The organism is Bacillus pfraonensis (assembly GCF_050768835.1).
GTDB lineage: Bacteria > Bacillota > Bacilli > Bacillales > Bacillaceae_G > Bacillus_A > Bacillus_A pfraonensis.
The window spans coordinates 123,440-148,906 of record NZ_JAHCDO010000001.1; the positions used below are offsets into that span (position 1 = coordinate 123,440).

Sequence of the window (25,467 nt, forward strand, 5' to 3'; positions counted from 1 at the left end):
TTTCAACAAAATTAGACAAATTCCTTAAAAAGAAACCCTCCTAGGATTGAGTGATCATAGGAGGGTTTCTTTCAAATGTTTATTTTTTAGAGTCTCGCCATCTGCTTGTTGCTACGGAAAAGATACTTTTATTACATTGTACTAATGTTCTGTACGAGTTCTCTTCTCTTGCCTTCTTCAATTTACATTCAAATGCTCTTTCTCCAACCGATTAAGCGCTAAGTAACAAGCCCCATACACCCCTGCATCATTATGTAATGCTGCTAACACAATATTCGTCTTTTTTTGATAGATATTCATTACCGCATGTTGGAATCTTTTTTGAATTTGCTTTAAAAATAATTCACCTTGTTCAGCGATCCCGCCCCCAATAATAATTAATTCGGGATTAAACATATGTGTAATATTCACTAATCCAGTAATGACATACTGCAAAAATTGTTCATATACATCTTTAGCTAATTGCTCTCCGCTATTTATACGTTCTATAATTTCTTCCCCTGTTATTGTGTCTATATCTATTCCTTGTAACCTGTATGCTTCTTTATATTGGCGAATCAGCGCAGAAGTCGATGCATATCGCTCGTAACATCCTTTTCCGCCGCAACTACATTTTTCTCCATTATGAACAATTGTCATATGACCAAGCTCTCCAGCTAATCCGTTTGCACCTTGGAGCATTTGACCATTTATCATAATACCGCTACCGATTCCTGTTCCAAGCGTAATTAAAACAATATGTTCTTTTCCGCTACCTGCCCCTTTCCACATTTCACCAATGCAAGCCGAACGAACATCATTTTCGACAATTGCCGTATATCCTGTTTCTCTATAAATATAATTTGCTATTTTTGTACCACTATATCCCGGAATATTAGCAGAAAATATAACTTCCCCTCGTTCATTGTCAATCAGTCCACATGACGACACCCCAACAGAATGAATCTTATAATTCTTTTCTAATTCACGTATTGTGTCACAAATACGTTGCAGAATTTCGTTTTTCTGATTGTGTGCTGGTGTTTGTATTTTTTCTTTTTCATATATTGTTCCTTGTTCATCAATCATCGCATATTTAATAAATGTTCCCCCAATATCAAAACAAGCGAAGTTTTTTCCCATCTTTCTCCCCTTCCTACTCTTATACAATTGTAATTTCGTTATAGAACTTCTCTACAATTTGAGGTTGTATATAACCTGTTGCTTGCTCTGCTGCATTCGCCATGCCACAAGCAGCAGAAAATCGAAGTGCATCCTTTACCTCATACCCTTTCTCTAGTGCATACGTTATTCCGGCAACCATTGCATCCCCTGAACCAACCGAATTGATAGAGTCTATTTCTGGTAAAATCGCCCTAAACCTCTCATCTTTCGTTATAAGTATCGCTCCTTCTTTTCCAAGTGAAAGAAGAACATACTGTACGCCGCCTCGGCATATTTTAGTTGCCGCTGCGACCATTTCTTCCTGTGATACGTGCTGTTTTTGAAGGAACTGACAAATCTCTTGCTTGTTTGGTTTAATTAAAAATGGCTTTCCTTGTATACCATGAGATAATGTTTCTCCACTTGTATCTAATATAAATTTCCTACCATTTTCAGCAGCTTTTTGCGCCAACTGTTTATAAAATGATTTTGGGATACCATTTGGTAAGCTTCCCGATGCAACAATAAACTCAAAGTTGTCTACAATTTTTTCATATTTTTTTATAAAAAGAGCTATTTCATCTTCCGAAATAGCTGGACCTGCTTCTAATACCTCTGTAGCTGAAGCGGAATTCTTTGTTACTAGTGCGACACAATTACGAGTTTCTTCTTTAATGGAAACAAACTCGTCTGTGATTAATAATTCTTTCAACTTTTCTCTTATAAAATCTCCATTTCTGCCACCGAGTAGGCCACTGCCTGTAATCTCTTCCCCTAATAAACGAAGTACTCTCGATACATTAATACCTTTGCCACCAGCTGTTTTTTCATAGTCTTTCGTGCGATGCACTTCATGTAGCTTTAATTCATCTAACTCATATCGCATATCAACAGATGGATTCAATGTAATCGTTGCAATCATAAAAATAGCTCCTTATACACGATTCAAGCTTTTGCACATCTTTATTTTATCCGCAACGACTTTTTTCATCTCCACAATAGCATCCGCAAAGTATTTTCGTGGATCATTTTCTTCTGGATGAGTTTGTAGATAATTACGTAGTGCTGTTACAAATGCGATCTTCAATTCCGTTGCGATATTCACTTTACAAATTCCTAACCGGATTGTTTCTTGCACTAAACTATCGGATAATCCAGATGCTCCATGAAGTACAAGTGGAATATCAACTTGCTTTTGAATATCTGCTAATCTTTGTAAATCTAACTTTGGTTCTCCTTTATATAAACCATGCGCTGTTCCGATTGCAACTGCTAATGAATCAATATTCGTGCGCTCTACAAATTCTTTTGCTTGATACGGATCTGTATAGATTGAGTTTTCTACTACTATATTTTCTTCTATTCCTGATAATTGACCTAATTCAGCTTCTACTGTTGCTCCATATTGTTTTGCATACAACACAACTTCCTGAACAATCTGAATATTCTCTTCAAACGAATGATGTGATGCATCAATCATAACAGAGCGAACCCCTAAATCGATACAACTTTTAATATCTTCTATATCTTCATGATGATCCAAATGTAGGCTAATTGGTACATCATATCGAGTTCTTGCTGCTTCAATCATATTCACAAGAATTTCTTTTCCCATATACTTTATCGTACCTGGTGTTGCCGCGATAATAACAGGTGATCGAAGTTCTACCGCGGTTTCAACTACCGCTTTTAAAGTTTCTAAGTTATGAATATTAAAAGCAGGAACCGCGTAGCCATGTTCTTGTGCATTTCGTAATATAAATTGAGTTGAAACAAGCATATTCTCAAACCCTTTCCATTTTCTTTTTATATTTCATTTCCCCTCTAACAACTGTTCCGATAAGCTCTAAATCGTCTGTTAATATAAGAAAATCTGCTCTTTTTCCTGGCGCGATGCTCCCAATTTCTCTGTCAACTCCAATACTTTTGGCAGGAATAAGTGATCCCATATGAACACTTTCCCATAACGATGCATTTGTCCATTTCTTGATATTCTTCACACCATCAATAAATCGAAGTGTACTCCCTGCTAAAGATCCTGTTTCTGTTCGAGCAACTCCATCTTTTACATGAACAGCAAATTCTCCTAAATGATATATGCCATCTCCTAATAATCCTGCTCGCATGCAATCACTAACTAGACAGGTTTTATCGTATCCTTTACATTTATACAAAATATTTACTGCACTTGGATGTACATGATGTCCGTCTGCGATGATTTCACTGTACACATGGTCAGTAGAAAGTGCGGCTCCAACAACGCCAGGTTCACGATGATGTAGCCCCTTCATTCCATTAAACGTATGCACAAAGATTGTCGCTCCTGCTTGAATCGCTTCCTGACACACTTCATAGTTCGCATCTGTATGACCAATTGCCACGCGAATATTATTTTTTACAGCTTGCTGTATAAAGGCGATAGCACCTTCTCTTTCTGGTGCCATTGCAATTTTTTTAACTGTTCCTTCTGATTCAGCAATCCACTCTTCTAACAACTCAATAGTTGGGTTAATAAAATATTTTGGATTTTGCGCACCTTTATAGACTTCAGTAAAACAAGGTCCTTCAAGAAAAGCTCCAATAATAGTAGCTCCTGCAACTCCCTTTCTTTTTGCATGAGCTATATTTTGTAAAGCCTTTGTAGTATTTTCTAAAGAATCAGTTAATGTTGTAGGCAAAAAACTCGTAACACCATTTTCCAATAACTTCATAGAAATATTGTTTAACGATTCATATGTACAATCCATTACATCGTGTCCCGCTAAACCATGAATATGTGTATCAACAAATCCCGGAGCAATAATACTTCCTTCAAAGTCCCTTACCACTACTCCATCTACTATTTCTTCAACATGTTTTAGAAAATAGCCATTTACAATATGTAAATATCCACTTTCACGTACCCCATCTTCGAGTAGATACATTGATGCTTTGACATAATAATTCATACATTTCTATTCCTTTCCTTTATAAGGATGTACGGTAACACCTTGAACGACACGATTTACACTTCCGCTCGGACAAGGATTATCTGGAGTAATTCCCAATGCAATAGATTTATATAACGCTAAAATTTGACCATATAATATATAAATAAACGTAATATATATATCATCCCTCAAATCGTTTCCGTCATTGCATAAAAATATATTGCAATACTGCCTTACTTCCTGGCTATCTTGATGCCCAATGACAATAATATCGTTTCTATCTTTCTCATGATAAATTTCTCTTAATAAATCAAGATCATACTTTTTTGTATACTCATCATTAGATAAAAACAATACAACAGCTGTGTCTTCATCTAAAATTGATTTTGGTCCGTGTCTAAACCCAAGCGGTGTGTCAAACATAACGGGAATACGCCCAGCAGTTAACTCTAAAAATTTTAGTGCAGCCTCCCTAGAAAGACCTTCGAATACGCCTGATCCTAAAAATACAATTTTACGAAATTCTTTTTCTGCAATTTGCTTAATTTCCTGTTCTTGCTTTTCGATTACCTTCTTTCCTAGCTGAACAATATCTGTAATGCTAGATTGTAAGAGTGGGATTTCGTTATAGTTACATAATAAGAGTGCCGTTAACATCATAGAGGTAAAACTTCCAGTCATCGCAAACCCTCGATCATTTGCCTCCTTTGGCATATACATTACGAATGCATTCTCTTTATGTTGAAATTGTTTCGCTAAATTTCCGTCTTCATTACAAGTTAAAATAATATGGTAAACGGAATGAATCATTTGTTCTGCTAGCTCCACTGCCGCTACACTTTCTGGACTATTACCAGAGCGAGCAAACGATACTAAAATTGTCGGGATATTTGGTTGTAAATAATAATAAGGACTTGAAACAATATTTGTTGTTGGAATACTTTCAATATGCATTTTCTTTACATCTACTATTCTTTTTATATATGGAACGATTGTATCTCCAACAAAAGCTGATGTCCCAGCCCCAGTAAAAATAACTCGTACTTGCTCATGCCTTCTTGAAATATGGGAAAAGAAAGCTGTAATTTCATGATGATTACTTTGAACAATCGAATATACTTGTTCCCAAAGATCTGGCTGCTGTGCAATTTCTTTCGCGGTAAAACACGCTCCATATGTTTCTCTTATTTCTTCATTTGCATGTAATAACATGTGCAAACCCCCTTAACATAATTTTATATCTTATCACGTCATCATTACCAGTTGAATTACAATAAGTATAATGATACTTATTGTAATTCAACTGTGTAAGTAAATTTATCCCCTCTAGCAATGGTCTCTGTGTATTCCATTATATTTGCTTTTGCATATGCGATTCGCTCTAGCAATAAAGATGGTTCATTCGCTTGAATTTGCAACCATTTTGCATGATCTTCATTTGCTGCAATTGCTTTAAAATTTTCAACTGCTCGCGTAATATGCACTTGATATTTTGTACGAAAAATTTCGTACATCGGCGTCTCTTCTAACTCTTCTTTCGTTAAATATGGGAAGAATTTCACCGGAATATACGATGTTTCAAATAACATCGGCTCTTGATCAGCCAACCTTAACCTTGTAATTTGATACACCTCTTCTTCAAAATCAAGGTTCATAATTTTCGCTATTTTCTTATCACAATTCATAATAGTAAAGGATACGACTTTTGATGATGGCACTTTCCCAAACTTTTTCATTTCTTCTGTGAAACTATAAAAGCGAACGAGGCTTTGATTAAAGACACGCGGTGAAACAAAACTCCCTTTACCATGTTTTTTATAAATATATCCTTCTTTTTCCAATTCTTGCATCGTCTGTCTTACCGTTGTTCTACTTACATCATGAATTGCACATAACTCACGCTCTGACGGAAGCTTATCATGTTCTTGTAGTTTTCCAGTCTCAATTAGGTCTACAATAATATCCATCAGTTGATAATATAATGGTGTTCGATTATCTTTTACAATCATGTTTTACTCCCTCATCCATAAAGTTGTTATAACCAGTTTACGGCTATTATAACGAATGGAAATAGGAATTACTACCACTTTCTCCTATCGAAAAGCAAAGCGATATCCCCGTATCCGAAAATTCCCACACCTTTATCTCACTTGTCTCATCGTCTCTTGCAATTCTGCTACATATTGTTGTAAAGAGATTGTTTCACCTGAAATTCTCGATTGTTCAGCAGCAAAAGCAATTAAATGACTATTCGCCGAAATCATTGCAGATGTTAAACTTTCTGTCGTATTACTTTTTACTTTCTCAATGAAGTCCGTCATAATCGCATTGTCTGCTCCCATATGTCCACCATCTATTGTTTCTGGATAAATCGTTTCAACTTCACCTGAAAAATATTTAATCTTTAGTTCATTTAAAACATCATGCCCATGAATCTCACCGTTTGTTCCCATGATTTTAAACGTACGGCAGCATTCTTTCGTAAATGCAGACATCGTAAAAGCAACTGTTACATCATTATCAAACAACAAATTGACAACTTGATGATCTACAACATCATTGTCACAATGGTACACGCATCGGCCATAAGGTCCGGTTTTTAAAGCCTCTAATCTCTTCTCAATGCTAGTATCAATCGACACTACATTGGCTGGCCATTCATCTCTTTCATGTAAATACCACTTTAAAGCAGAGTATTCACAGCTTCCCTCAACTTCACAACCATCTGTACAACGTAATGTCGAACCTTTTGGTGCATGTTCGGATTTAAAATGAGTTAAGCTTCCAAAAGATGAAATCTTTGTACACTCCTCACCAACAAGCCATTGTAATATATCCATATCGTGACAACATTTCTGTAAAATCATTGAGCTCGATTCAGACTTATTCCGCCAGTTCCCTCGCACGAAGCTATGTGCTTGATGCCAATGACCGACATTTTCATTCCATTGAATTGAAACAATATCCCCTATTTTCTTTTGATCAACAATCTCTTTTAAAGCCCGGTAAAATGGTGCATATCGTAATACATGACATACCGTTAATAATGCATTATGCTTTGTTGCAGCCTCTGCAATTTCCAATGTTTCTATCGGACTTGGAGACATTGGTTTTTCTAATAAAATTTTATACCCCTTCTCAATTGCTCGCATAACAGGCTTATAATGAAAGCGATCAGGTGAACAAATAAGCAGCGCTTCGCAAAATTTCTCTTTATCCAATAACTCTTCCCATGTTCCAAACTGCATATGTTCTGCAATACTGTGCATTTGAGAAAACTTTCTTCTTTTCCCCTCATCTATTTCTGCAACAGCAACAAAGTTTATCTCTTCTGGATGTTCTAACGCGTAAGATGCATAAGCGTACATCCCACGGCTTCCTGCCCCAATTAAAGCTGCGGTAATCATAAGTATCCTCTCCTATTCTCTTATTCTTATTTTCCACCTGTAATTGTAATTCCTTCAATAAATTGTTTTTGTAAAAACATAAATAGTAACAACATCGGTAAAATTGCTAAAAATGATCCTGCCATTAATACTGGATAGTTTGTTGCATATTGTCCTTGTAGGGAAGATAACCCAACTGATAATGTCATCATATCTGGTGAATTATTTACAATCATTGGCCACATAAGCTCATTCCAAGACCAAAGTGTTGTAAAGATTCCAAGCGCAATTAAACCTGGTTTGGCAAGCGGCAGCATAACATGCCAATAAATTTGAAAATGGTTGCAACCATCTAGCCTTGCCGCTTCTTCTAGTTCCTTTGGAATCCCCATAAAAAACTGACGTAATAAAAAGGTCCCAAATGCACTAAACAACCCCGGCACAATTACCGCTTGTAATGTATTCAACCACTCTAGTTTTACCATAATTAAATATTGTGGGAGTAAAAACACTTGAGCTGGAACCATTAAAACAGAAAGAGTTAACAAAAATAGGATGTTTCTCCCCGGAAATTGTATTCTAGCAAACGCATAGGCCGCTAATGAACACAAGAACAATTGACCAACTGTTCTAACGACTGTAACGATTAATGTATTCATCATAAATTTAAAGAATGGTAGTAAAGTAAATATTTCTGTATAGTTACTCCACATAAATTGAGACGGGATAATAGCCGGTGGAACTTGAACAGATTCTGCGTATGTTTTTAAAGAAGTTAATATCATCCAAATAAACGGGCCAATTGTTAATAAAGCACCTATAATAAGAAGCGCATGAATGATAATCGTATTCTTATTAACTGCACCTATTCTTTTATTCATCATAATGCACCCACTTTTTCTGTAATATCATTTGAATGGCTGTAATGATTAATATAATGATTAATAATACAACTGCTATGGCTGCAGAATATCCTTTTTCATTTAAGATAAAAGCATTTTGATAAAATAAATACACTACAGATTGTGTGTTCTCAATTACATTACTTGTTCTACCAATCATCATAAAGATGAGATCGAATACTTGAAATGCACCAATTAAAGACATAATCGTTACAAAGAAGATAACTGGTGACAAAAGTGGCAATGTAATCTTAAAGAAAATCGTAATCGGTTTTGCTCCGTCCATAATCGCTGCTTCATAGTATGTTTTAGGGATATTTTGAAGTCCTGATAAAAAGATCACCATGTTATATCCAATTCCACCCCAAATCGCAACGATAATAATAGAATATAAAGCAATGTTAGGATCAGTAAGCCAATTCGGACCATCAATTCCAAACCATGATAATATGTAATTTAGCAATCCGTAATCAGAATTATAGAGCCATTTCCATACCATTGCGATTGCAGCAGGCATCGTAATAACAGGTAAAAAATATAATGTTCTATAAAAAGACTTCCCTTTAATATTTTGATTTAACAGTACCGCTAATATAATAGATAAGAATATACCGATTGGAACAGTAAGTATGATATAAATAAATGTATTTTGGAACGCCTTTCCTAGATCTTGATCAGTAAACATCTTTTTATAGTTTTCTAATCCAATCCATTCATAACTACCAAACGCATCCCATGCCGTAAAACTAAAATAAATGTTTTGTAAAATGGGCCACATATAAAAGATGAACAGGCCTAACATAGTTGGAGCAATCATGGCATATGCCCATATATAATCGAGTCTCTTTTTCTTTTTATAATTCTTTTGTATTTGTGTAACTTTTTGTTCTTCTACCTTGATTGATAAATCCTCCATCTCTTCACTCCTCCCTTAATGTTTGATTTGAGATAAGGAGAGAATACCTCTCCTTATCTTTTATTTTTTAGAAAGGATTTCATTTGCTTTCTCTGTTAATTCTTTTGTCGCGTCTTCAACGCTCACTTCTCCTCCCCATACTCGTTTTAAAGTTTTTGTTTCTTGTTCCCACAGTGCCCCAGTATTCTTCACACTTGGTAGTGGATACGAATAGTCAACTCCAGTGATATATGCCTGCAAATTCAAGTTCGGAGCAGATTTCACCCACGCTTCTTGTGTTCCGTTAAAAGCAGGAATAACTGTCCCCGTTTCTGCAAACACATCTGCTGCTTCTTTAGAACCTAAGTACTTTACAAACTCCCAAGCTGCATCTGGATATTTTGTTTTTGCTGAAATTACATTTGCTAAACCATGAATTGTTACCGCTCGCTCTTTCCCTTTTGGCATAACCGCAACATTTAAATCCGGATTTTTCTTATACTCTGGCACCATCCAAGGACCATCATAAATCATCGCCACTTTACCAGATAAGAATAAATCAGAAGCAGCTGTCTCTGTCATTTGAGCAAACGTTGGTGATAACCCTTCTTTAATAAAGCTAATATTATAATTAAATGCCTCAATTGCTTCTGGCTTATTAAATCCAACTGTTTTTTTATCTTTCGAAAGAACATATCCTTTATTTTGATAAATAAGATCGTAATATCCACCTTGATTTCCCATTGCTGCGGCAAATCCCCAAACACCTTTTTCCTTATGATTTAGTTTTTTTGCTGCTTCTTTCATCTTTTCCCAATCCCATGAATCGTCCGGATACGCTACTCCAGCTTCATCAAATAACTTTTTGTTGTACCAAAGTGCAGTTGTATCAAAATCTTTCGGAATACCATACGTTTTCTTATCTACTGTATATAAATCAATTAAAGATTTCGGATAATTATCTAGTTTATACTTATCCTTTTTCGCTCTATCATCTAAAGGCAACAGCACTTTCCCAGAAGCATATTTCACAATATTTGGTCCATTCATCCAAAATACATCTGGCAATGCATTTCCCGTTGCTGCAGTTTCAAGCTTCTGAAAATATTGTCCATACGATGTTAATTCAATTTTCACTTTAATATTTGGATGTTTTTCATTAAATTGTTGAACTACTTTTTCTACTGCTGGTAGTTGTTTCTTATCCCAAAGTGCATACCGTAACTCTACTTTTTCTCCCTTAGATGATGTACTTGCCTTTTCGCCACCATTAGAACATCCTACTACTGCAAATAGCAACGCTGACAACAAGAAGATCAGCCACTTTTTCATCCCATTTCCCCCTCTATAGTAAAAAATTCCATTAATGTTTTTCTTACACACTAATGGTTAGTAAAACTAACAAACTGGATTTTCCAAAAAGATGTTTATGTAAAACCAAGTAACGTTTCCTCCGCACAAATAAAGCGTTTCCAATTAAATGTTTTGATTTAGAAGAAACATTTTTTTCTTTCTATCACTTAGGTATAATGATGTCATTACCAGTTTACTCAACAAACTATCATTGATATATTTGTTATAGAAACATCGAATTCAATCATGATATGATGTTGTCATTACCAGTTGTTATGAAGTATACCATTACAACTTTTTCTTCTGCAACACTTTTCTGAATTTTTGATAAATTTTTATTTATATCTTAACAATATGCTTCTATTTATGGCAAAATGAAAACTATGAACGAAATCATCTACAAGAGACAGTTTACTTTTATAACATAGATTCTTTCTATACAGATTTAATAGATATTGACTATGAATAAGAATACAGAACGCCTTCCATCAAGTTTTAGTTTACACTCATGAATAAATAGCGGAGGATGAAGCCTAACTGATAAAAAGACAAGGAGTGTTCCTATGATTCAACAATTAAAAATATATTATGGGAAAGATATAAAGATTAATGAAGTCGTGTTGTCTGAAGATTATAGCTGGTTTTTAGTTGAAGGAAATAAAGTAGGGATTCGAAAATCTCGCTTACATCAAAGGGAACGTCAATTACTTTCATCCATCTTAACACCCATTCATACCGATACATTTTATGAAACGGAAAAAGAAAAATTATGGTATGAAGCATTATATAAAAATAAAAATATTTCTATCGTATCGATTCGTTTTTTACACTTCTTCACAACACAACCGATAGTTGAGCGAGAAGAATTTCAAGACGCTTTACAGTCTATGTTTCCTTTCACCACTACAACAATATGGGAAACTTCACAAACCGGCGTCCTCATTTTAGAAGAAAATATATCAGAATATATATTGCAAGCAGCTCTTGATACATTAGAAACAGATTTTTTTATATCTCTATCCTTTTTTATTGGAAGACACTATACGCAAACAAATGAACTTGCGCATCTGTATCAGTGGGAGCGAAATTTGTTCTCTTTTCTTTCCCCCTATTTATCAAAAAAAATTACATATATTGAGCAACTACTCCCTTATCAATTCATGATCTCATTGCCGAAAGAAGAAAGAGAAAAGTACACGAATCAATTATTAGCACACATTTCAAATGACAAAGAATTAATAAATAGTGTGAAAGTATTCTTCCAATGCAATTTAAATGTATCACTTGCAGCGAAACAATTATATTTACACCGCAATACCTTGCAGTATCGCATTGATAAATTCATTGAAAAAACGGGAATTAATATAAAGACATTTGAAGGTGCTGTAGCAGTTTATATGGCGTTTCTTTCTTTGGATATCTCGTAAACTTGCATAAAAACTTCTCACTTTTTTTGTGCAACCTGCCAATTTACCTACCTTATTAAAAAACTTATAATTCAATTAATTTTAAAAAAGGAGTGAGTAACTTTGGCAGAGCTTGTGTTAGATCATATTTTCAAAGTGTATGACAATAAAACGACTGCTGTTTCTGATTTTAATTTACATATTCAAGATAAAGAATTCATCGTATTTGTTGGTCCTTCTGGTTGCGGAAAATCAACGACTCTACGTATGATTGCAGGTCTAGAAGATATTTCTGATGGCTCATTTTATATTGATGGAGAACTTATGAACGATGTCGCTCCAAAAGATCGCGACATTGCGATGGTATTCCAAAATTACGCACTATACCCGCATATGTCTGTTTATGATAATATGGCGTTCGGCTTAAAACTACGGAAACTTCCAAAAGATGAAATTAATCGTCGTGTAACCGAGGCGGCAAAGATTTTAGGATTAGAAGATTATTTAAAACGGAAACCAAAGGCATTGTCAGGAGGGCAACGTCAACGTGTCGCACTTGGACGCGCTATCGTTCGTGATGCAAAAGTGTTTTTAATGGACGAGCCACTCTCTAATTTAGATGCGAAACTACGTGTAAGCATGCGTTCTGAAATTTCTAAACTTCATCATCGTTTAAATACGACCACTATATATGTAACACATGACCAAACAGAAGCAATGACCATGGCATCACGCCTCGTTGTTATGAAAGATGGGCTTATCCAGCAAGTTGGCACTCCAAAAGAAGTATATGATGCTCCTGAAAACATTTTTGTTGGCGGATTTATCGGTTCTCCAGCGATGAATTTCTTTACTGGAACATTAAAAGATAACTATATTCATATCGAAAATATTCGTTTTAAAGTGCCTGATGGACAATTAAAAGTATTGCAGAAACAAGGTTATAACGGAAAAGATATTATACTCGGTATTCGCCCTGAAGACATTCATGATGAACCAATTGTTCTTCAATCTTCTCCTGAATCAACTGTCGAAATTACAGTAGAAGTTGCTGAATTATTAGGTGCTGAAACGATGATTCATGGAAGACTTGCACATCAAAGTTTTGTTGCACGAATCAACGCTCGTTCAGAAATTAAAGCTACCGATAAACTTCCATTAGCTTTCAGTTTAATGAAAGCACATTTTTTCGATATCGACACAGAACAACGTATACGTAATGAATAGACATACTTGATTAAAGTGTAAACTATTTTTCTTCCTGCCCCTTCTTCACTATTCACCTAAGAAAGGTCAGGAAGATTCTTTTTAATATTTTATTTTTTTACTAGTAGTATACATTGCTGACGCTCCTCTTATTTTCCCATTTCCCTTAACATTTTCTAGCTATTCCTTCTTTATCTTGCTACTTTCAGAGTCCCCCAAAAACTGATTCAAGTTTCATTTTATAAATACACTTGATTTTTTAAACGCTCGGTAGATGCCATCTTATGTAATCTTGCACATGCTTCTATTCAATAGAATTATGAATTTTTAAATGCATAATTAACAATTAATTGTACAAATTGTAGATTACCTTTACCATTATTAGTTTATCTATTGTACCTTCTTCATTTGTGTAGTTATGTTAAAATATCGCACCGCACATCCTTGTGTTCAAGCAGATATTTGGAATACGAATTTACCTAAAAAAGAAAGAACCGATTAAAAATAATTAACCAGTTCAGCATGACGCTCTTTATTCGTTATTAACGGACGCAACTTGCCCCGATAATAATGAGTAGAATAAACAATACAACTAACAATGCAAATCCAGAACCTGTGCCGCATCCTCCGCCGCCATAGCCACCATAACCATATCCACAACTACCAGGATATCCATATCCCCACATGATTTGTTCCACTCCCTCCATTACTTAAAAATTAATTTTCCTTAATAAATTATGTAGGACAACTACGACTTTGTATGTGTGTTTGCCTATAAATCAAAAAATCCCTAGTTCTCAGTTAGAGATTTTTATTTGCGTAAAAATTCTAACATCACATACATCATCTGTTCGCATTTTCATATTTCAAAGCATTTTTGTTGCATAAGCTCTTTTCTAAGATGCATATAGTTATAGTGATGAAAAAGGAGGAATTTACATGGCACAATCTGAAATTGAAAAATATGGACAAGAAACAGCCCTGTATGAACAGCTTGCTCGTTACTATCAATATACAAATCCCAAAAAATATATGGAATCATATATCAAATATCATAGTGCGATTACGAAACTTGTACATGCATATGAAAAACGCGCTTCTCAAGAAGCAACACTACCATCCTATATTAGAATATTTCACGCATCCCCTCAAACACCAGCTGTTGATTTTTTAGTGAATGGGCAGAAGGTAATTAAAAATATTTCATTTAAACAATATAGCCCTTATTTGTCCTTATCTCAAGGACAGTACCGAGTTGATGTCGTTCCTGTTGGCAATGAAACACCTATTTTCTCAGCACTTGTTCCGATGATGGGCAACCGCTCTTATACACTTGCAGCAGTCGGTACAAATGCACACATACAATTACAACCAATGCTTGATACTACTCCTTTACAATCGGGTCAAGCAAAAATAAGATTTGCACACTTTTCACCTGATACCCCTGCCGTTTACGTATCAATAAAAGGCGGTGATTATTTATTTGAAAATGTTTTATTTAAACAAATAACAGATTATTTGCAGGTGAGCCCTGGAACCGCTGATATTGAAATTTCTCTTGCTGATACAAAAAAAGTGCTTGTAACCATTCCTAACGTAAAAGTAGAGCCAAATACAATTTACACATTTGCATTAGTAGGTTATTCTAATCAATCTCCCAAAGTAGAAGCTGTGATTCTGACAAATTAAAAAGTCTATACCATTCTCTCTTGGTATAGACTTTTTCTCTTTATTTTTGAAATGAAATATGAAATTCTGTCCATTCTGAATTAGAGCGACACATAATCGATCCATTATGCTTTTCAACAATTTGTTTACATACAAACAAACCGATACCCGTTCCTAATTTCTTTGTCGTGACAAATGGTTCAAAAATCGTTTCAATACTTTCTACTGGAATCATTGGCCCATTATTTTTAATAACAATATGAATCCTCTCTTCATCTTCACATGCATCGATGATAATTTTACGATCTTCTTTTATCACTTCGAGAGCATCGATTGAGTTCATTAAAATATTTAAGAAAACTTGCCTTACTTCACTACGGTATCCTACAAATGGAATAGGGTACGGTAAGTTTTTTTCAATTGAAACATTTGAATTAACTAGACTAGGATATAAGAAATGAATAATATCATGAAACAAATCATTTAGCCAAAATTGTTCAGATTCATTCCACATTTCTTTCTTTGAAACAAGTAAAAATTGCGAAATACGAAAGTTTAATTGATCCAATTCATGTGAAATGATATCTAAATATGATAAATTGGGATGATCTAATTTCAATAATTTCACAAACCCCATAATTGAGGTTAATGGATTTCGAAACTCGTGAACAAAACTAGCTGACATTTGTCCTAAAATCGTCAATCTTTCTTTATGCGTTTCATTTATATATTGCTGTTTTTCCTCTAAATTTCTCGATATAATTTCCGAGTATTTTAAAACCGTATAATAAATTAGTTTGTCAAAACAAGTATGTATTTTTGTCATAATTGGTTTTAATTCCCGAGCCCTGACATCTAATTCGCACATTGCTTCAAATAGTTCATTTCTTCCTACATTCGCGTTATAGACGAAATCTCCAATATTAGCATCTGCCCCTGCACGCTCAATTGCAATTTTTTCACATAACGGCTGTAGCTGAGCTATATCCTTATCTTCCATAATAAGTTCAATAATTAACTCTAATAAATCCTCTCCATTTCGGACTACTTCTTGCTTAAATGGATCTTTCTCGGAAATTATCATTTTGTTTTTCCAGTTCTCTACGAATTGGTGCCTATTGTTTTTCAAGTGCGAACAAAATACTTCTTTAATATCCTTATCGATTGGAAAAACCCCCATTCCCTCCATTTCCATGCGACGTATACCCTATATATTTTGAATATTAACACAAAAAATAAGTTTCGTTAAGAGATTGTTGTCACATTTTGTTAATTTCTGTTGATAAAGTTAATTTAAATATGATATTAAGACTTTTTTGCATCCTTTTCATTTCTTGCGTACAATAAGATATGAAAGGTGTGAAAAATATGGTAAATAAAAATGTGGAAGATTATCTCCAAGAAGGCATTCATGGCCAAAAGCAAAACAAACCAGAAGAACGCAATATGTACTTAAGCACATTGCGTGAGCGTGTAGAAGTCGCTTTAACAATCGGTCAAGTGATGCAAAGCAATGTTTACACAGAAGTAGCTAATAGTATGCGCTCTTCTCAATTATTACAACTATATGTAAACGGCAGCATCGCTTACCCACATTTATCAAAATACATTAAATTGGCAAATGAAAAAAATGTACCTTTTACAATCGTTCAAAATAAAGGTACACATACACCAATCGGTTTAGTTCTTGCGCATAGTACAGCGGTAGATAAAGAACAAATCTATGTTGAAGATGCTATTTTTAAACAAGAGATGAAATAATCCCCTATGAATAAAAGGTACACTTGCCTAAATAGCAAATGTACCTTTTATTTATATTTATTTTTTAATACAGATTCGTTTCATCCCTGGCGTTTCTTCAATCGCATATTTAATTCCTTCACGACCTGTCCCGCTCTTTTTTACTCCACCATACGGCATATGATCCGCTTGGAATGTTGAAATGTCATTAATCATGACGCCTCCTACTTCTAGCTCATCAATTGCACGTATTGCTTTCGTTAAATCATTTGTAAATACTCCAGCCCGCAAGCTATACCGTGAGTTATTTACCATTTCTAATGCTTCTTCAAACTTCACCTAGTTAAAGGGCTGACTTGTTTTTATTGTAGTATGCCTCCTTTCATACAAAAACATTTTACACCTATTAAAAAAACTCTGCTATATGCAGAGTTTACGAGCTTATTTGTTCTTGTAATGCTACTCGGTTTTCGGTTTCTGAAATTAAAATGGGAACTGCTCGTTTTGTCACTTCTATCTGTTTGATATAGTGACCATCCAACTCTTTCACACAAAAATTATAATCTTCAATTTCAACAATGTCACCTTCTACAATTTCTAGATGCTTCGTTAAAATCCATCCACCAATTGTATCAATGTCATCATCATCAATCGATAAACCTAATAATGCGTTCACTTCACTAACAAGCACTTTTCCTTCTAAAATTGTTTTCGTTTCACTAATATGTTGAATTTCTGGTTTTTCATCTATATCAAATTCGTCTTGAATATCACCAACAATTTCTTCTAATATATCTTCGACCGTTACAAGACCCGATGTTCCACCATATTCATCAATTAATATAGCAATATGTGTGCGCTCTCGTTGCATTTTTAAAAATAAATCATGAATTGCAATCGATTCAATGACAAGTATAATAGGGCGCGTATACTGCTCTACCTTTTCTTTACTAAAAACACCATGTTTCACAAAATCTGTGAAAATATCTTTAAAGTTTACAAAACCAATCACATGGTCTTTATCTCCATCTACAACTGGATACCTTGTATATTTCTCATCGGACATTTTTTGCAACGCTTCTTTAACAGACGTACCTTTATCTAAAATATGCATTTCTGTCCGTGGTACCATAATTTCTTTTGCAATACGATCGTCAAATTCAAAGATTTTATTTACATATTTAAATTCAGATTGATTAATCTCACCGTTTTTATAACTTTCTGACATTAACAAGCGTAATTCTTCTTCCGAATGGACTTCTTCGTGTTCTTTTTCAGTTTCTAAACCAAATATTCTGGCTACATATCGGGCTGAGCCATTTAAAAGCCATATAAACGGAAAAGTAATTCGATAAAAGAGAATAAGCGGTTTCGCAACCAGTAAACTCACTTGTTCTGCTTTTTGAATTGCCAATGTTTTAGGTGCCAATTCTCCCACAACAACATGGAAAAAAGTAATGAACATAAACACGAGAGTCACAGCTAAAATATCAGCAACCTGGGGAGGCACTTCCCATCTTGCAAAAAGCGAGTCAAACATATGCTTTATCGCTGGTTTTCCTAACCACCCAAGTCCAAGAGCTGTAGCTGTAATCCCCAATTGACAAGCAGATAAATACTCGTCTAAGTTTGTAATGACTGTTTTCACGGAAGCTGCACGTTTATTTCCTTCTGCAATCAAAGAATCGATGCGCGAACTTCTTACTTTCACAATTGCAAATTCAGCTGCAACGAAAAATGCAGTTAAGGCAATCAAAACAATCACCATACTTATACTATATATGTCCAAATACGTTTTCCTTACTTACCCTGTAAGCAAGGAAGCCACCTCCTACTAAATTTATTCAAACGAAAAAACTCTTCTTATCATCTTACAAGTTTCTACATTCGCTATCACCTTTTTATATACTATATGCACACATAAAAAAGATAATTATATTTATGATAATCTAATTATCTTCTTTCCGTCAAACAGGAATCATTACAAAAAATAGACATTTTTCTCTCTTTTTTGAAATATTTATATGCTACAAAACTAATTCTCGTGAAAAAACACTTTCTTTGCCGATTCCTCACTTCTTTTGTCATCCATGCAGGGAAGAGACTTCCTACATCGAAATCATTCAACAGGATATATATAGGAGGGATTTACCTTGGAATATAAAACACCCGTTATTGCGAAGAAGTTAGGTGTTAGCCCAAAGGCAGTGGTTCGGATTGCACAACAATTGAATCTCAATATAGAAAAAAACAAATACGGTCATTTCATTTTCACTCAAGACGACTTAGATAAAATGTTAGAATATCATCGTTCTCAAATCGAACAAACTTCACCACTAGCTACAGAATCATCAATTGATTTCGAAAAATTTGTTACACAATTAAATACCATTACACACCGTTTAAATCATATAGAAGAAAAAATGCAAGATAAAGCGGATGACGTCGTCAATTATCAATTGCTACAACATCGCAGAGAAATGGAAGAAATGATGAATAGAATTCAAAAATTAGAGGCTGCTCTTGAAAAAAAAGAACCACTTTACATCACACCTGATATCAAAACTGATATCGCACCAACTTATGAACGAAAAGAAAAACCGAAACGTCGCAAAATGATTTTCAGTATATTTGGATTTTAGTTCTTTTTTAAACGTTGATTCGCGCATGATAATTGACTCCCCCCTAGTCACATATCATGCGCTTTTTTATGTAATCCGATTGAGGTGACAAACGAAAAAACTTCCGCTAATGGAAGTTTTACTGTATAACAAAAAGGATGTCTCATTAAGACATCCTTTTTGTTACGATAACATCATGTCCATATCTTCTGCTGCAGTTGTAATAAGTTTTAAACCAAATGTTTCTTGTAATACATTAAGCACACCAGGTGAAATAAATTCAGGTGCCTTTGGACCGATACGAATATCTTGAATTCCAAGACTAAATAGTCCAAGTAAAATTGCCACCGCTTTTTGTTCAAACCAAGATAAAACAATACTAACTGGTAATTCATTCACTTCACATTGAAAAGCATCAGCTAAAGCCGCTGCTATTTTTATTGTAGAGATAGAATTATTACATTGCCCTAGATCAATGTAACGTGGGATTTCCGTACCTGGTACCACACCATAATCCACATCATTAAAACGGAATTTCCCGCACGAAGTTGTTAATATAACCGTTTCTTGTGGAAGTGACGTTGCTAATTCACGATAATACTCGCCGCCTTTACCTGGAGCATCACAACCTGCGATGACAAAAAAGCGCTTAATTTTCCCTTCTCTTACCGCCTGGATGATTTCTGGTGCTAATGATAATACTGTATTGTGATGAAAACCTGTTACGAGCTGTTCATCCGACTCCATATGTACTGCAGGAAGCTCTAATGCTTTTTTAATCAATGGTGCAAAATTATCATTTTCAATTTTCTGTACACCTTCAAGTCCGGCAATATCATATGAAAAGAAGCGATCAGAGTACGATCCTTTAATTGGCATAACACAGTTCGTTGTAGCTAATATTGCGCCGGTAAATTTTTCAAAGAGACGTCGCTGGTCATACCATGCTTTACCAATGTTTCCTTTTAAATGTTTATATTTTTTCAACTGTGGATATCCATGTGCTGGTAGCATTTCTGAATGCGTATAAATATTAATTCCTTTTCCTTCTGTTTGCTTTAATAATTCCTCTAATGCAAATAAATTATGACCCGTAACAACAATTGCCTTACCTTCTACTCGATTTTGTGTAATTTGAACAGGTTCTGGAACACCAAAATGATTCGTATGTGCCTCATCTAACAACTCCATCACTCTTAAAGCTGATTTTCCAACTTTCATAGCCATATCAATATGTTCTTGTTCATTAAAGTTAGAATTCGTTAATGTCATATATAACGCTTCATGAGTTGTAGCATCTACAAATGGATCTGTATGCCCTAGCTGCGCAGCGTGAGTACGATAAGCAGCAATTCCTTTTAATCCAAATACAATCGTATCTTGTAAACTTGCAATTGTTTCATTTTTCCCGCAAACACCGATTATTTTACATCCACCTGTTGGCGTTTGTTCACATTGATAGCAAAACATATCCCCCACCCTTTCCTAATCAATCATTACAACTAAAGCGTAATATACATGAAGAGAAAAGGATGTGATATCAATCACAATAATTTATAAGAATTTGTGACACTTCACCTTGTTAACATAATATTTTTACTGTTTTCTTTTATTAATGCTTGGGCATGAGCATTCCCTTGAATAACATCTCGAAATTCTTTTAAAGAATACAAATGCGTTAATCCTTTCCGAGCATGAATCCGAACAGGTACCCCTTGCAATGTATCATGAAAAGGAAACGGATCATCGATTGGCTCAATTGGAAAACCAAGTGTAAGTAAATACATATACATTCTTTTTGTAACAACAGCAATATACCACTCAGCTTTCGTTTCTAAAGCGTGTATAAATAAAATAGCTGTTAACCTTTTGAAATGTCCTCTCCCGCGCGACGTTTTCACAATACTTAACTTTCCTATTTCATAAACATTTTTTAACCCTTTCACCAATTCATTTTCAGAAAACGGATAGAAAAACTCAGAATTAGAATGTTCAGGTGTCGTATATCGAATACACTCTACTGTACCGATAGCATGCCCACCTTCTATTAATAAAAATCGTGATGGATTTAAATTACGTTCTACAAACATTAACTCTCTCTCTTCACAAAAATCTCCCCACAGTTGCTCGAACCAAAAATGTTCTTCCTTTGTTTGAACACGCTGGAACATATTTTCCCGCCTTTCCCATCACCGTTCTACATTTTGATAACGCTTTCATCATATATCATATAAGAACAAATCTCCGCATGCAACTAAAAATATTTACTAAATTAATATATTCTATAAAACAAAGCAATCTCCTATTCAAGTTTTAGATTCATGTGAAATTTTTACAATACTTAAAAATACTTTACATTCATCAAAATTGTATGAAACACTAGACTGTCTTTACTCATAAAGTGTATGTCTAACTATTCATATAAAGTACACCAATTCAAAAATACTATCATTTTCCTTACTGCAAAATTTAATTTACCTACACAAAAAGAAACCCTTTCCACAGAGGAGGATTTCTTTTTATGTTCCAATATTTTTTAACCACTTCTCAAAAATTTGCACAAGGCCGTGTTTTCCAGCTAATTTCTCTTCTCCTTGCTTCGTTTTATATGGATATAATTGCAAAAAGACTCCGCAACCAGCTTCTATTTTCTTCCCATGCATATGACTGCCTGGGTATACGCAAATCACTTCATGGATTGCCCTTCGATGAAAAATACGTTTTCCATCTTGTTCTTCCACATATTTAATGGACCAATATTTGTACATTTGCTCTGTTGCTTTTGTATTACCTACAGGCTGAAAAATATTAAACATCGGACTATATTTCACTTCAATAATAATAGACGATTGGTACTCATAACGTTCTCCTTGCTTCACATAACAATCTAGACGAATGTCTGGCTTTTTCGTATCTTCTCCATTATAAAAATGACTACCTTTACTAAGTGCAATAAGCGGATGCGTTTCAATAAGATCATTAAACGCTACATGGATTTGGATGTTTTCACGATTTAAAACAATTGTTGTGCCGTCTTGCAAACCATCCAAATAAAAATAGGTTTGAATTTGTTCACGCAGTGGAATTTCATCTTTAAATGCTAACTGTTGCAATAGAGAAATAATGATGAAAAATGCATAATACTCATACACTAAAAACGTGGGTTTATAAACAAATAATAAAGCTGGAGATTGTTGATTATAACGTGGTAGAAACTCTAAATGATATAATAGTTGCCTGTGTGTAACAGGTAAAGCATGCATAGTTATATTTGTTTTTTCAGAAACGCCTCTCCAGAATGGAGAATTCAACAAATTTTGAAAGTACAGTACAGCTTGATGTACAATATGATTTAAAATTTTATACTCTTGTATTTTCACGGACGCTTTCCGTAAGTCTGCCTCTTTCAGCAAATGAATATTCCGATATTTTTGCTTCTCCCTGTCTGTTACAGATCCGTTTCTTTCAATGGTTTTCATAATTGTTTTCACAGATTGATATTCCTCTTTTTTTGTATGCGTTGCTCGTTCTAATATTTCAATTGTCTTTTGTAAGAATGTCTGCGCTTCAAGCAAATATTGATAAAACTGTTTCGTTGTAAATTTCAGAAAAGCATTCTCCAAACTATTTATTTGTTCTATAAATCTACGGTTATAATGCTTAGCATAAGGCTTTTTCTCGCTCATTATCACACTTTTCATCGTCGCTTTTCGTTCCCTTATTTCCCACTCATACCTATCTATATACCTAGTGCTCTCTTCAACTTTTTTATAAAGCTGTTTTATTTTTTTCATTTTTTGTGGCAGCATTCGAAGTAGTATTAAATAAGAAGAGTCTTCAATATCAATTAGTGTTGAGAATGTCTTTTTATAATAACCGCGGTCTAGCATAATTTCATTCAAAATGGACTTCACATAATTTTGAATCGTTTCGAATTGATCATCAACAAAATTTTTAGGGACAATTTGAAACGCTCCATAATATACGTCTTCTTCCACTTGCACCTCAAAATGATACAAACCGCAGCGCCAGGGATAAAAAAAATCTGTTTTTCCATGTTCATATAATAATACTTTTTGTTTTTTTTCATGCAATTCATATTGCCATTCTTTCTTGTCTTTTTGCCCTTCATACACTTTATTCCATATAAAAGTGACACGAACCGGCTTTTGGCAATGTAACATCAAGCGTAATGCTTTTAATTCTTGCACTTTATAAACACAATGCGCTATTGTTGTTGTGCGTTTACAAAGACGATTCAAAAATACAAAGTCTCCCTTCCCTTCCGTTCCAATAATTAATTTTAATACAAACGGGAGCTTATCTTTTGTGTCTACAATTTCCGTCGCATGTTCCTCCTCATTTGGCATACCCATACAACTCCAATTCACGCCGTTTTTGTCTTATATAAGCTAGAGAATGTTCAAATGCCGAGACACAATTCGCAAGTGGCGATTGTAATAATGCTACCAGCGATAGACCTTTCTTTTCATCTTCACGAAGAAGTGGACCAATTGTCATTTCCGTACCACGTAATTTTGTTAAAACACGTTGTTTTACTTGCAAATCAAAGCCTTCTTCTCGGCTAATCATATAAGATTGATTATCTTTTTGGGGGATATTTTGCAAATAAGTTGCAATCGCAGCAGCACATCGAAAAGAAACACCTTTCGATGCGTCATGTGATGATATTAAGCCATGTAATTTGTCTAGTAGTTCTAATTCCTCTTCAGAAAACACATCAATTATCTCTTTATTTCGTAACCAATTCATACGAAATTCTCCTGTTGTAACTTGCAGTGGCGGGATTTGTATCCCTTGATTTTGCTGCATATTGATTTCACAGAATGGAATTTTTTGAAGTGTAATGAGGTTTGCTCGATCTAATAAGCGATCCGATAATTCTTTCGTTGTTTCATCAAAATTCACAGTTCCGATAAAAATAATATTTTCACCAATTTCGATTTTTGATGGAACTATATTTTCGATCTCATTTCCTTCCTCATATAAAGAAAGGATACGATTTTTCTTTTCTAATTGAAGAATAGATAAGAATGGTGTAAACCAATGTTCAATATGTGACATATTCATTTCATCAAATACAATCATATAAAGTTGATTTGGATTTTCATATGCTTTTAATAATGTTCGAACTAACTTCGTTTCACTCTCGATATATGTTCCATTTGGATGCAGATAGCCTAGTATATCGTGTGGTTCTTGATAAGATGGAGAAATTGGAATCCATAATAATTCTTCTCCATACGTTAATCCTAATGCTTCGGCATACGCCTGCACAAAGCTTGATTTTCCGATTCCTGGGATACCAGCAAGAATTGTTAACAGATTTGTTTTTACGCTAATATGAAAATTAAAAATATCCGTTGCATCTAAATACAATCCTTTATTATTGATTACATCCTGTACATATTGTATAAATGTAGATTCACGTTCATTCCATTCTGGTTCTTCTTTTTGCATTTTTATGTCTACTACTTCCACTCTTTTTCCTTCTTCTGTGATTTTCTTTAAAAGCTGATCATACATATTTTCTCGTACAAAATACAAATGATCATCCGCTTTCACTTCTATATACTTGTTCCAATTATCAACCTCGATATATTTACATTCCTTTTTTTGTTCGCAATATGCAATTGAACTAATGGATGCTTTTAATGATAAATTTCCATATAATCTCCCCTCATACCATAATAGTTCAGGCACTTCGAAATCTTGTGGAAATTTAGGAATAAGGAAAGATAAATATCCATTACCTAGTTTTCGTTCTAAAGATTCTCTTTTTTTATATCCTACTAATCTGGGCGACGGAATGATCTTATATCCATCCGCGATTTCTCGTTGTTCTGTACATATTAATTCAACGTACAAGTTCCCTCTTTCATAATAAAGGCGAAATAGTACCAATTGTCTTTCTAACTTTTTTTTCTTCAAGTCCGCAAAGATTCTCTCATTTTTTTTGTTTGCATATAGCCCTTCAAATAAATATGTTTCGCCTTCAAATTGCGATTTCAAGATTGAAGGGATTTGTGAAAGACATTGTACAGAAAAAGTACCTTTTTTGTCTTCCTCACCTTCAACAAACTTCCCAAGAAACCTCATGTGATACATCCGCTTTATAAAACTGGAGTGGAGAGCTTTATGTAACTTCAATACGAATCACCTTCTTTTTTTCATGCTGTTCTTATTGTATGAACTA

22 protein-coding genes and 1 pseudogene are annotated in these 25,467 nt (G+C 34.4%); 5 read left to right on the forward strand and 18 right to left on the reverse strand.

Annotation, left to right across the window (positions count from 1 at the left end; genetic code table 11):
* Window positions 1-177 precede the first annotated feature (177 nt).
* The 10 genes from KFD70_RS00625 to KFD70_RS00670 form a co-directional block, all read right to left on the reverse strand.
* A complete protein-coding gene (locus KFD70_RS00625; RefSeq protein ID WP_336452552.1) occupies window positions 178-1,122 on the reverse strand; it encodes an ROK family protein in 945 nt (314 codons plus the stop codon).
* A gap of 19 nt (window positions 1,123-1,141) precedes the next feature.
* Window positions 1,142-2,065 carry a 1-phosphofructokinase gene (gene pfkB, locus KFD70_RS00630; protein ID WP_336452553.1) on the reverse strand — a complete coding sequence of 308 codons (924 nt, stop codon included), beginning with the start codon at window positions 2,063-2,065 and terminating at the stop codon, window positions 1,142-1,144.
* Window positions 2,066-2,077: 12 nt separating this feature from the next.
* Entirely contained in the window at window positions 2,078-2,923 is an 846-nt protein-coding gene (locus KFD70_RS00635) for a tagatose-bisphosphate aldolase subunit GatY (RefSeq protein ID WP_336452554.1), read from the reverse strand.
* A 4-nt stretch (window positions 2,924-2,927) separates the two neighbouring features.
* On the reverse strand, window positions 2,928-4,091 hold the full coding sequence (gene nagA, locus KFD70_RS00640; protein WP_336452555.1) for an N-acetylglucosamine-6-phosphate deacetylase: 1,164 nt from the start codon (window positions 4,089-4,091) through the stop codon (window positions 2,928-2,930).
* A 6-nt stretch (window positions 4,092-4,097) separates the two neighbouring features.
* A complete protein-coding gene (locus KFD70_RS00645; protein ID WP_336452556.1) occupies window positions 4,098-5,285 on the reverse strand; it encodes an SIS domain-containing protein in 1,188 nt (395 codons plus the stop codon).
* A 77-nt stretch (window positions 5,286-5,362) separates the two neighbouring features.
* A complete protein-coding gene (locus KFD70_RS00650; RefSeq protein WP_336452557.1) occupies window positions 5,363-6,082 on the reverse strand; it encodes a GntR family transcriptional regulator in 720 nt (239 codons plus the stop codon).
* A 132-nt stretch (window positions 6,083-6,214) separates the two neighbouring features.
* Window positions 6,215-7,480, reverse strand: a complete 1,266-nt coding sequence (locus KFD70_RS00655; RefSeq protein WP_336452558.1) for a Gfo/Idh/MocA family protein — start codon at window positions 7,478-7,480, stop codon at window positions 6,215-6,217.
* Between the two features lie 26 nt (window positions 7,481-7,506).
* Complete coding sequence (locus tag KFD70_RS00660; RefSeq protein WP_207994151.1) at window positions 7,507-8,340, reverse strand: carbohydrate ABC transporter permease; 834 nt, start codon at window positions 8,338-8,340, stop codon at window positions 7,507-7,509.
* Entirely contained in the window at window positions 8,333-9,277 is a 945-nt protein-coding gene (locus tag KFD70_RS00665) for a carbohydrate ABC transporter permease (protein WP_336452559.1), read from the reverse strand. Before KFD70_RS00665 ends, KFD70_RS00660 begins: the two co-directional genes overlap by 8 nt.
* 60 nt (window positions 9,278-9,337) lie before the next feature.
* Window positions 9,338-10,588, reverse strand: a complete 1,251-nt coding sequence (locus KFD70_RS00670; protein WP_336452560.1) for an ABC transporter substrate-binding protein — start codon at window positions 10,586-10,588, stop codon at window positions 9,338-9,340.
* Between the two features lie 584 nt (window positions 10,589-11,172).
* Between KFD70_RS00670 and KFD70_RS00675 the strand changes: the two genes are divergently transcribed.
* Together KFD70_RS00675 and KFD70_RS00680 are read left to right on the forward strand one after the other, a co-directional pair.
* Window positions 11,173-12,036 (forward strand): PucR family transcriptional regulator, encoded by an 864-nt coding sequence (locus KFD70_RS00675; protein WP_336452561.1) that lies wholly within the window; start codon window positions 11,173-11,175, stop codon window positions 12,034-12,036.
* Window positions 12,037-12,138: 102 nt separating this feature from the next.
* The gene (locus tag KFD70_RS00680) at window positions 12,139-13,242 is read left to right on the forward strand and encodes an ABC transporter ATP-binding protein (protein WP_336452562.1); all 1,104 of its coding nucleotides are present in this window, start codon (window positions 12,139-12,141) and stop codon (window positions 13,240-13,242) included.
* Window positions 13,243-13,763: 521 nt separating this feature from the next.
* Here KFD70_RS00680 and KFD70_RS00685 read toward each other — a convergent pair.
* Window positions 13,764-13,907, reverse strand: coding sequence for a YjcZ family sporulation protein (locus tag KFD70_RS00685; protein ID WP_336452647.1), 144 nt, complete (start codon window positions 13,905-13,907; stop codon window positions 13,764-13,766).
* Between the two features lie 253 nt (window positions 13,908-14,160).
* Between KFD70_RS00685 and KFD70_RS00690 the strand changes: the two genes are divergently transcribed.
* Entirely contained in the window at window positions 14,161-14,910 is a 750-nt protein-coding gene (locus KFD70_RS00690) for a DUF4397 domain-containing protein (protein ID WP_336452563.1), read from the forward strand.
* Between the two features lie 40 nt (window positions 14,911-14,950).
* On the opposite strand, the gene KFD70_RS00695 is transcribed toward KFD70_RS00690, so the two are convergent.
* Window positions 14,951-16,084, reverse strand: coding sequence for a BA2291 family sporulation histidine kinase (locus KFD70_RS00695; protein WP_336452564.1), 1,134 nt, complete (start codon window positions 16,082-16,084; stop codon window positions 14,951-14,953).
* Window positions 16,085-16,257: 173 nt separating this feature from the next.
* Here KFD70_RS00695 and KFD70_RS00700 point away from each other — a divergent pair, with 173 nt between their 5' ends.
* Complete coding sequence (locus KFD70_RS00700; protein WP_336452565.1) at window positions 16,258-16,650, forward strand: YueI family protein; 393 nt, start codon at window positions 16,258-16,260, stop codon at window positions 16,648-16,650.
* Between the two features lie 57 nt (window positions 16,651-16,707).
* Here KFD70_RS00700 and KFD70_RS00705 read toward each other — a convergent pair.
* Together KFD70_RS00705 and KFD70_RS00710 are read right to left on the reverse strand one after the other, a co-directional pair.
* Window positions 16,708-16,962, reverse strand: a pseudogene (locus KFD70_RS00705) (aldehyde dehydrogenase family protein); the annotation flags it as partial.
* Between the two features lie 100 nt (window positions 16,963-17,062).
* Window positions 17,063-18,397 (reverse strand): hemolysin family protein, encoded by a 1,335-nt coding sequence (locus KFD70_RS00710; protein WP_336452648.1) that lies wholly within the window; start codon window positions 18,395-18,397, stop codon window positions 17,063-17,065.
* Between the two features lie 385 nt (window positions 18,398-18,782).
* Between KFD70_RS00710 and KFD70_RS00715 the strand changes: the two genes are divergently transcribed.
* Window positions 18,783-19,271, forward strand: coding sequence for a chromosome segregation protein (locus KFD70_RS00715; protein WP_336452566.1), 489 nt, complete (start codon window positions 18,783-18,785; stop codon window positions 19,269-19,271).
* Window positions 19,272-19,433: 162 nt separating this feature from the next.
* Here KFD70_RS00715 and hcp read toward each other — a convergent pair whose 3' ends face one another.
* The 4 genes from hcp to KFD70_RS00735 all read right to left on the reverse strand — a co-directional run bounded on the left by hcp (window position 19,434) and on the right by KFD70_RS00735 (window position 25,421).
* On the reverse strand, window positions 19,434-20,720 hold the full coding sequence (gene hcp / locus KFD70_RS00720; protein WP_336452567.1) for a hydroxylamine reductase: 1,287 nt from the start codon (window positions 20,718-20,720) through the stop codon (window positions 19,434-19,436).
* A gap of 104 nt (window positions 20,721-20,824) precedes the next feature.
* On the reverse strand, window positions 20,825-21,421 hold the full coding sequence (locus tag KFD70_RS00725) for a hypothetical protein (RefSeq protein ID WP_336452568.1): 597 nt from the start codon (window positions 21,419-21,421) through the stop codon (window positions 20,825-20,827).
* A gap of 348 nt (window positions 21,422-21,769) precedes the next feature.
* Window positions 21,770-23,620, reverse strand: coding sequence for a hypothetical protein (locus KFD70_RS00730; RefSeq protein ID WP_336452569.1), 1,851 nt, complete (start codon window positions 23,618-23,620; stop codon window positions 21,770-21,772).
* Window positions 23,610-25,421: a DUF8727 domain-containing protein gene (locus KFD70_RS00735; protein WP_336452570.1), complete on the reverse strand. Its 1,812-nt coding sequence runs from the start codon at window positions 25,419-25,421 to the stop codon at window positions 23,610-23,612. Before KFD70_RS00735 ends, KFD70_RS00730 begins: the two co-directional genes overlap by 11 nt.
* Between the last annotated feature and the right edge of the window lie 46 nt (window positions 25,422-25,467).

What these genes read in the sequence shown, in the direction of transcription:
- KFD70_RS00625 (WP_336452552.1), bottom strand. Translation starts at nt 1,122, where the DNA reads ATGGGAAAAAACTTCGCTTGTTTTGATATTGGGGGAACATTTATTAAA.
- pfkB (WP_336452553.1), bottom strand. Translation starts at nt 2,065, where the DNA reads ATGATTGCAACGATTACATTGAATCCATCTGTTGATATGCGATATGAG.
- KFD70_RS00635 (WP_336452554.1), bottom strand. Translation starts at nt 2,923, where the DNA reads ATGCTTGTTTCAACTCAATTTATATTACGAAATGCACAAGAACATGGC.
- nagA (WP_336452555.1), bottom strand. Translation starts at nt 4,091, where the DNA reads ATGAATTATTATGTCAAAGCATCAATGTATCTACTCGAAGATGGGGTA.
- KFD70_RS00645 (WP_336452556.1), bottom strand. Translation starts at nt 5,285, where the DNA reads ATGTTATTACATGCAAATGAAGAAATAAGAGAAACATATGGAGCGTGT.
- KFD70_RS00650 (WP_336452557.1), bottom strand. Translation starts at nt 6,082, where the DNA reads ATGATTGTAAAAGATAATCGAACACCATTATATTATCAACTGATGGAT.
- KFD70_RS00655 (WP_336452558.1), bottom strand. Translation starts at nt 7,480, where the DNA reads ATGATTACCGCAGCTTTAATTGGGGCAGGAAGCCGTGGGATGTACGCT.
- KFD70_RS00660 (WP_207994151.1), bottom strand. Translation starts at nt 8,340, where the DNA reads ATGAATAAAAGAATAGGTGCAGTTAATAAGAATACGATTATCATTCAT.
- KFD70_RS00665 (WP_336452559.1), bottom strand. Translation starts at nt 9,277, where the DNA reads ATGGAGGATTTATCAATCAAGGTAGAAGAACAAAAAGTTACACAAATA.
- KFD70_RS00670 (WP_336452560.1), bottom strand. Translation starts at nt 10,588, where the DNA reads ATGAAAAAGTGGCTGATCTTCTTGTTGTCAGCGTTGCTATTTGCAGTA.
- KFD70_RS00675 (WP_336452561.1), top strand. Translation starts at nt 11,173, where the DNA reads ATGATTCAACAATTAAAAATATATTATGGGAAAGATATAAAGATTAAT.
- KFD70_RS00685 (WP_336452647.1), bottom strand. Translation starts at nt 13,907, where the DNA reads ATGTGGGGATATGGATATCCTGGTAGTTGTGGATATGGTTATGGTGGC.
- KFD70_RS00690 (WP_336452563.1), top strand. Translation starts at nt 14,161, where the DNA reads ATGGCACAATCTGAAATTGAAAAATATGGACAAGAAACAGCCCTGTAT.
- KFD70_RS00695 (WP_336452564.1), bottom strand. Translation starts at nt 16,084, where the DNA reads ATGGAAATGGAGGGAATGGGGGTTTTTCCAATCGATAAGGATATTAAA.
- KFD70_RS00700 (WP_336452565.1), top strand. Translation starts at nt 16,258, where the DNA reads ATGGTAAATAAAAATGTGGAAGATTATCTCCAAGAAGGCATTCATGGC.
- KFD70_RS00710 (WP_336452648.1), bottom strand. Translation starts at nt 18,397, where the DNA reads ATGGTGATTGTTTTGATTGCCTTAACTGCATTTTTCGTTGCAGCTGAA.
- hcp (WP_336452567.1), bottom strand. Translation starts at nt 20,720, where the DNA reads ATGTTTTGCTATCAATGTGAACAAACGCCAACAGGTGGATGTAAAATA.
- KFD70_RS00725 (WP_336452568.1), bottom strand. Translation starts at nt 21,421, where the DNA reads ATGTTCCAGCGTGTTCAAACAAAGGAAGAACATTTTTGGTTCGAGCAA.
- KFD70_RS00730 (WP_336452569.1), bottom strand. Translation starts at nt 23,620, where the DNA reads ATGCCAAATGAGGAGGAACATGCGACGGAAATTGTAGACACAAAAGAT.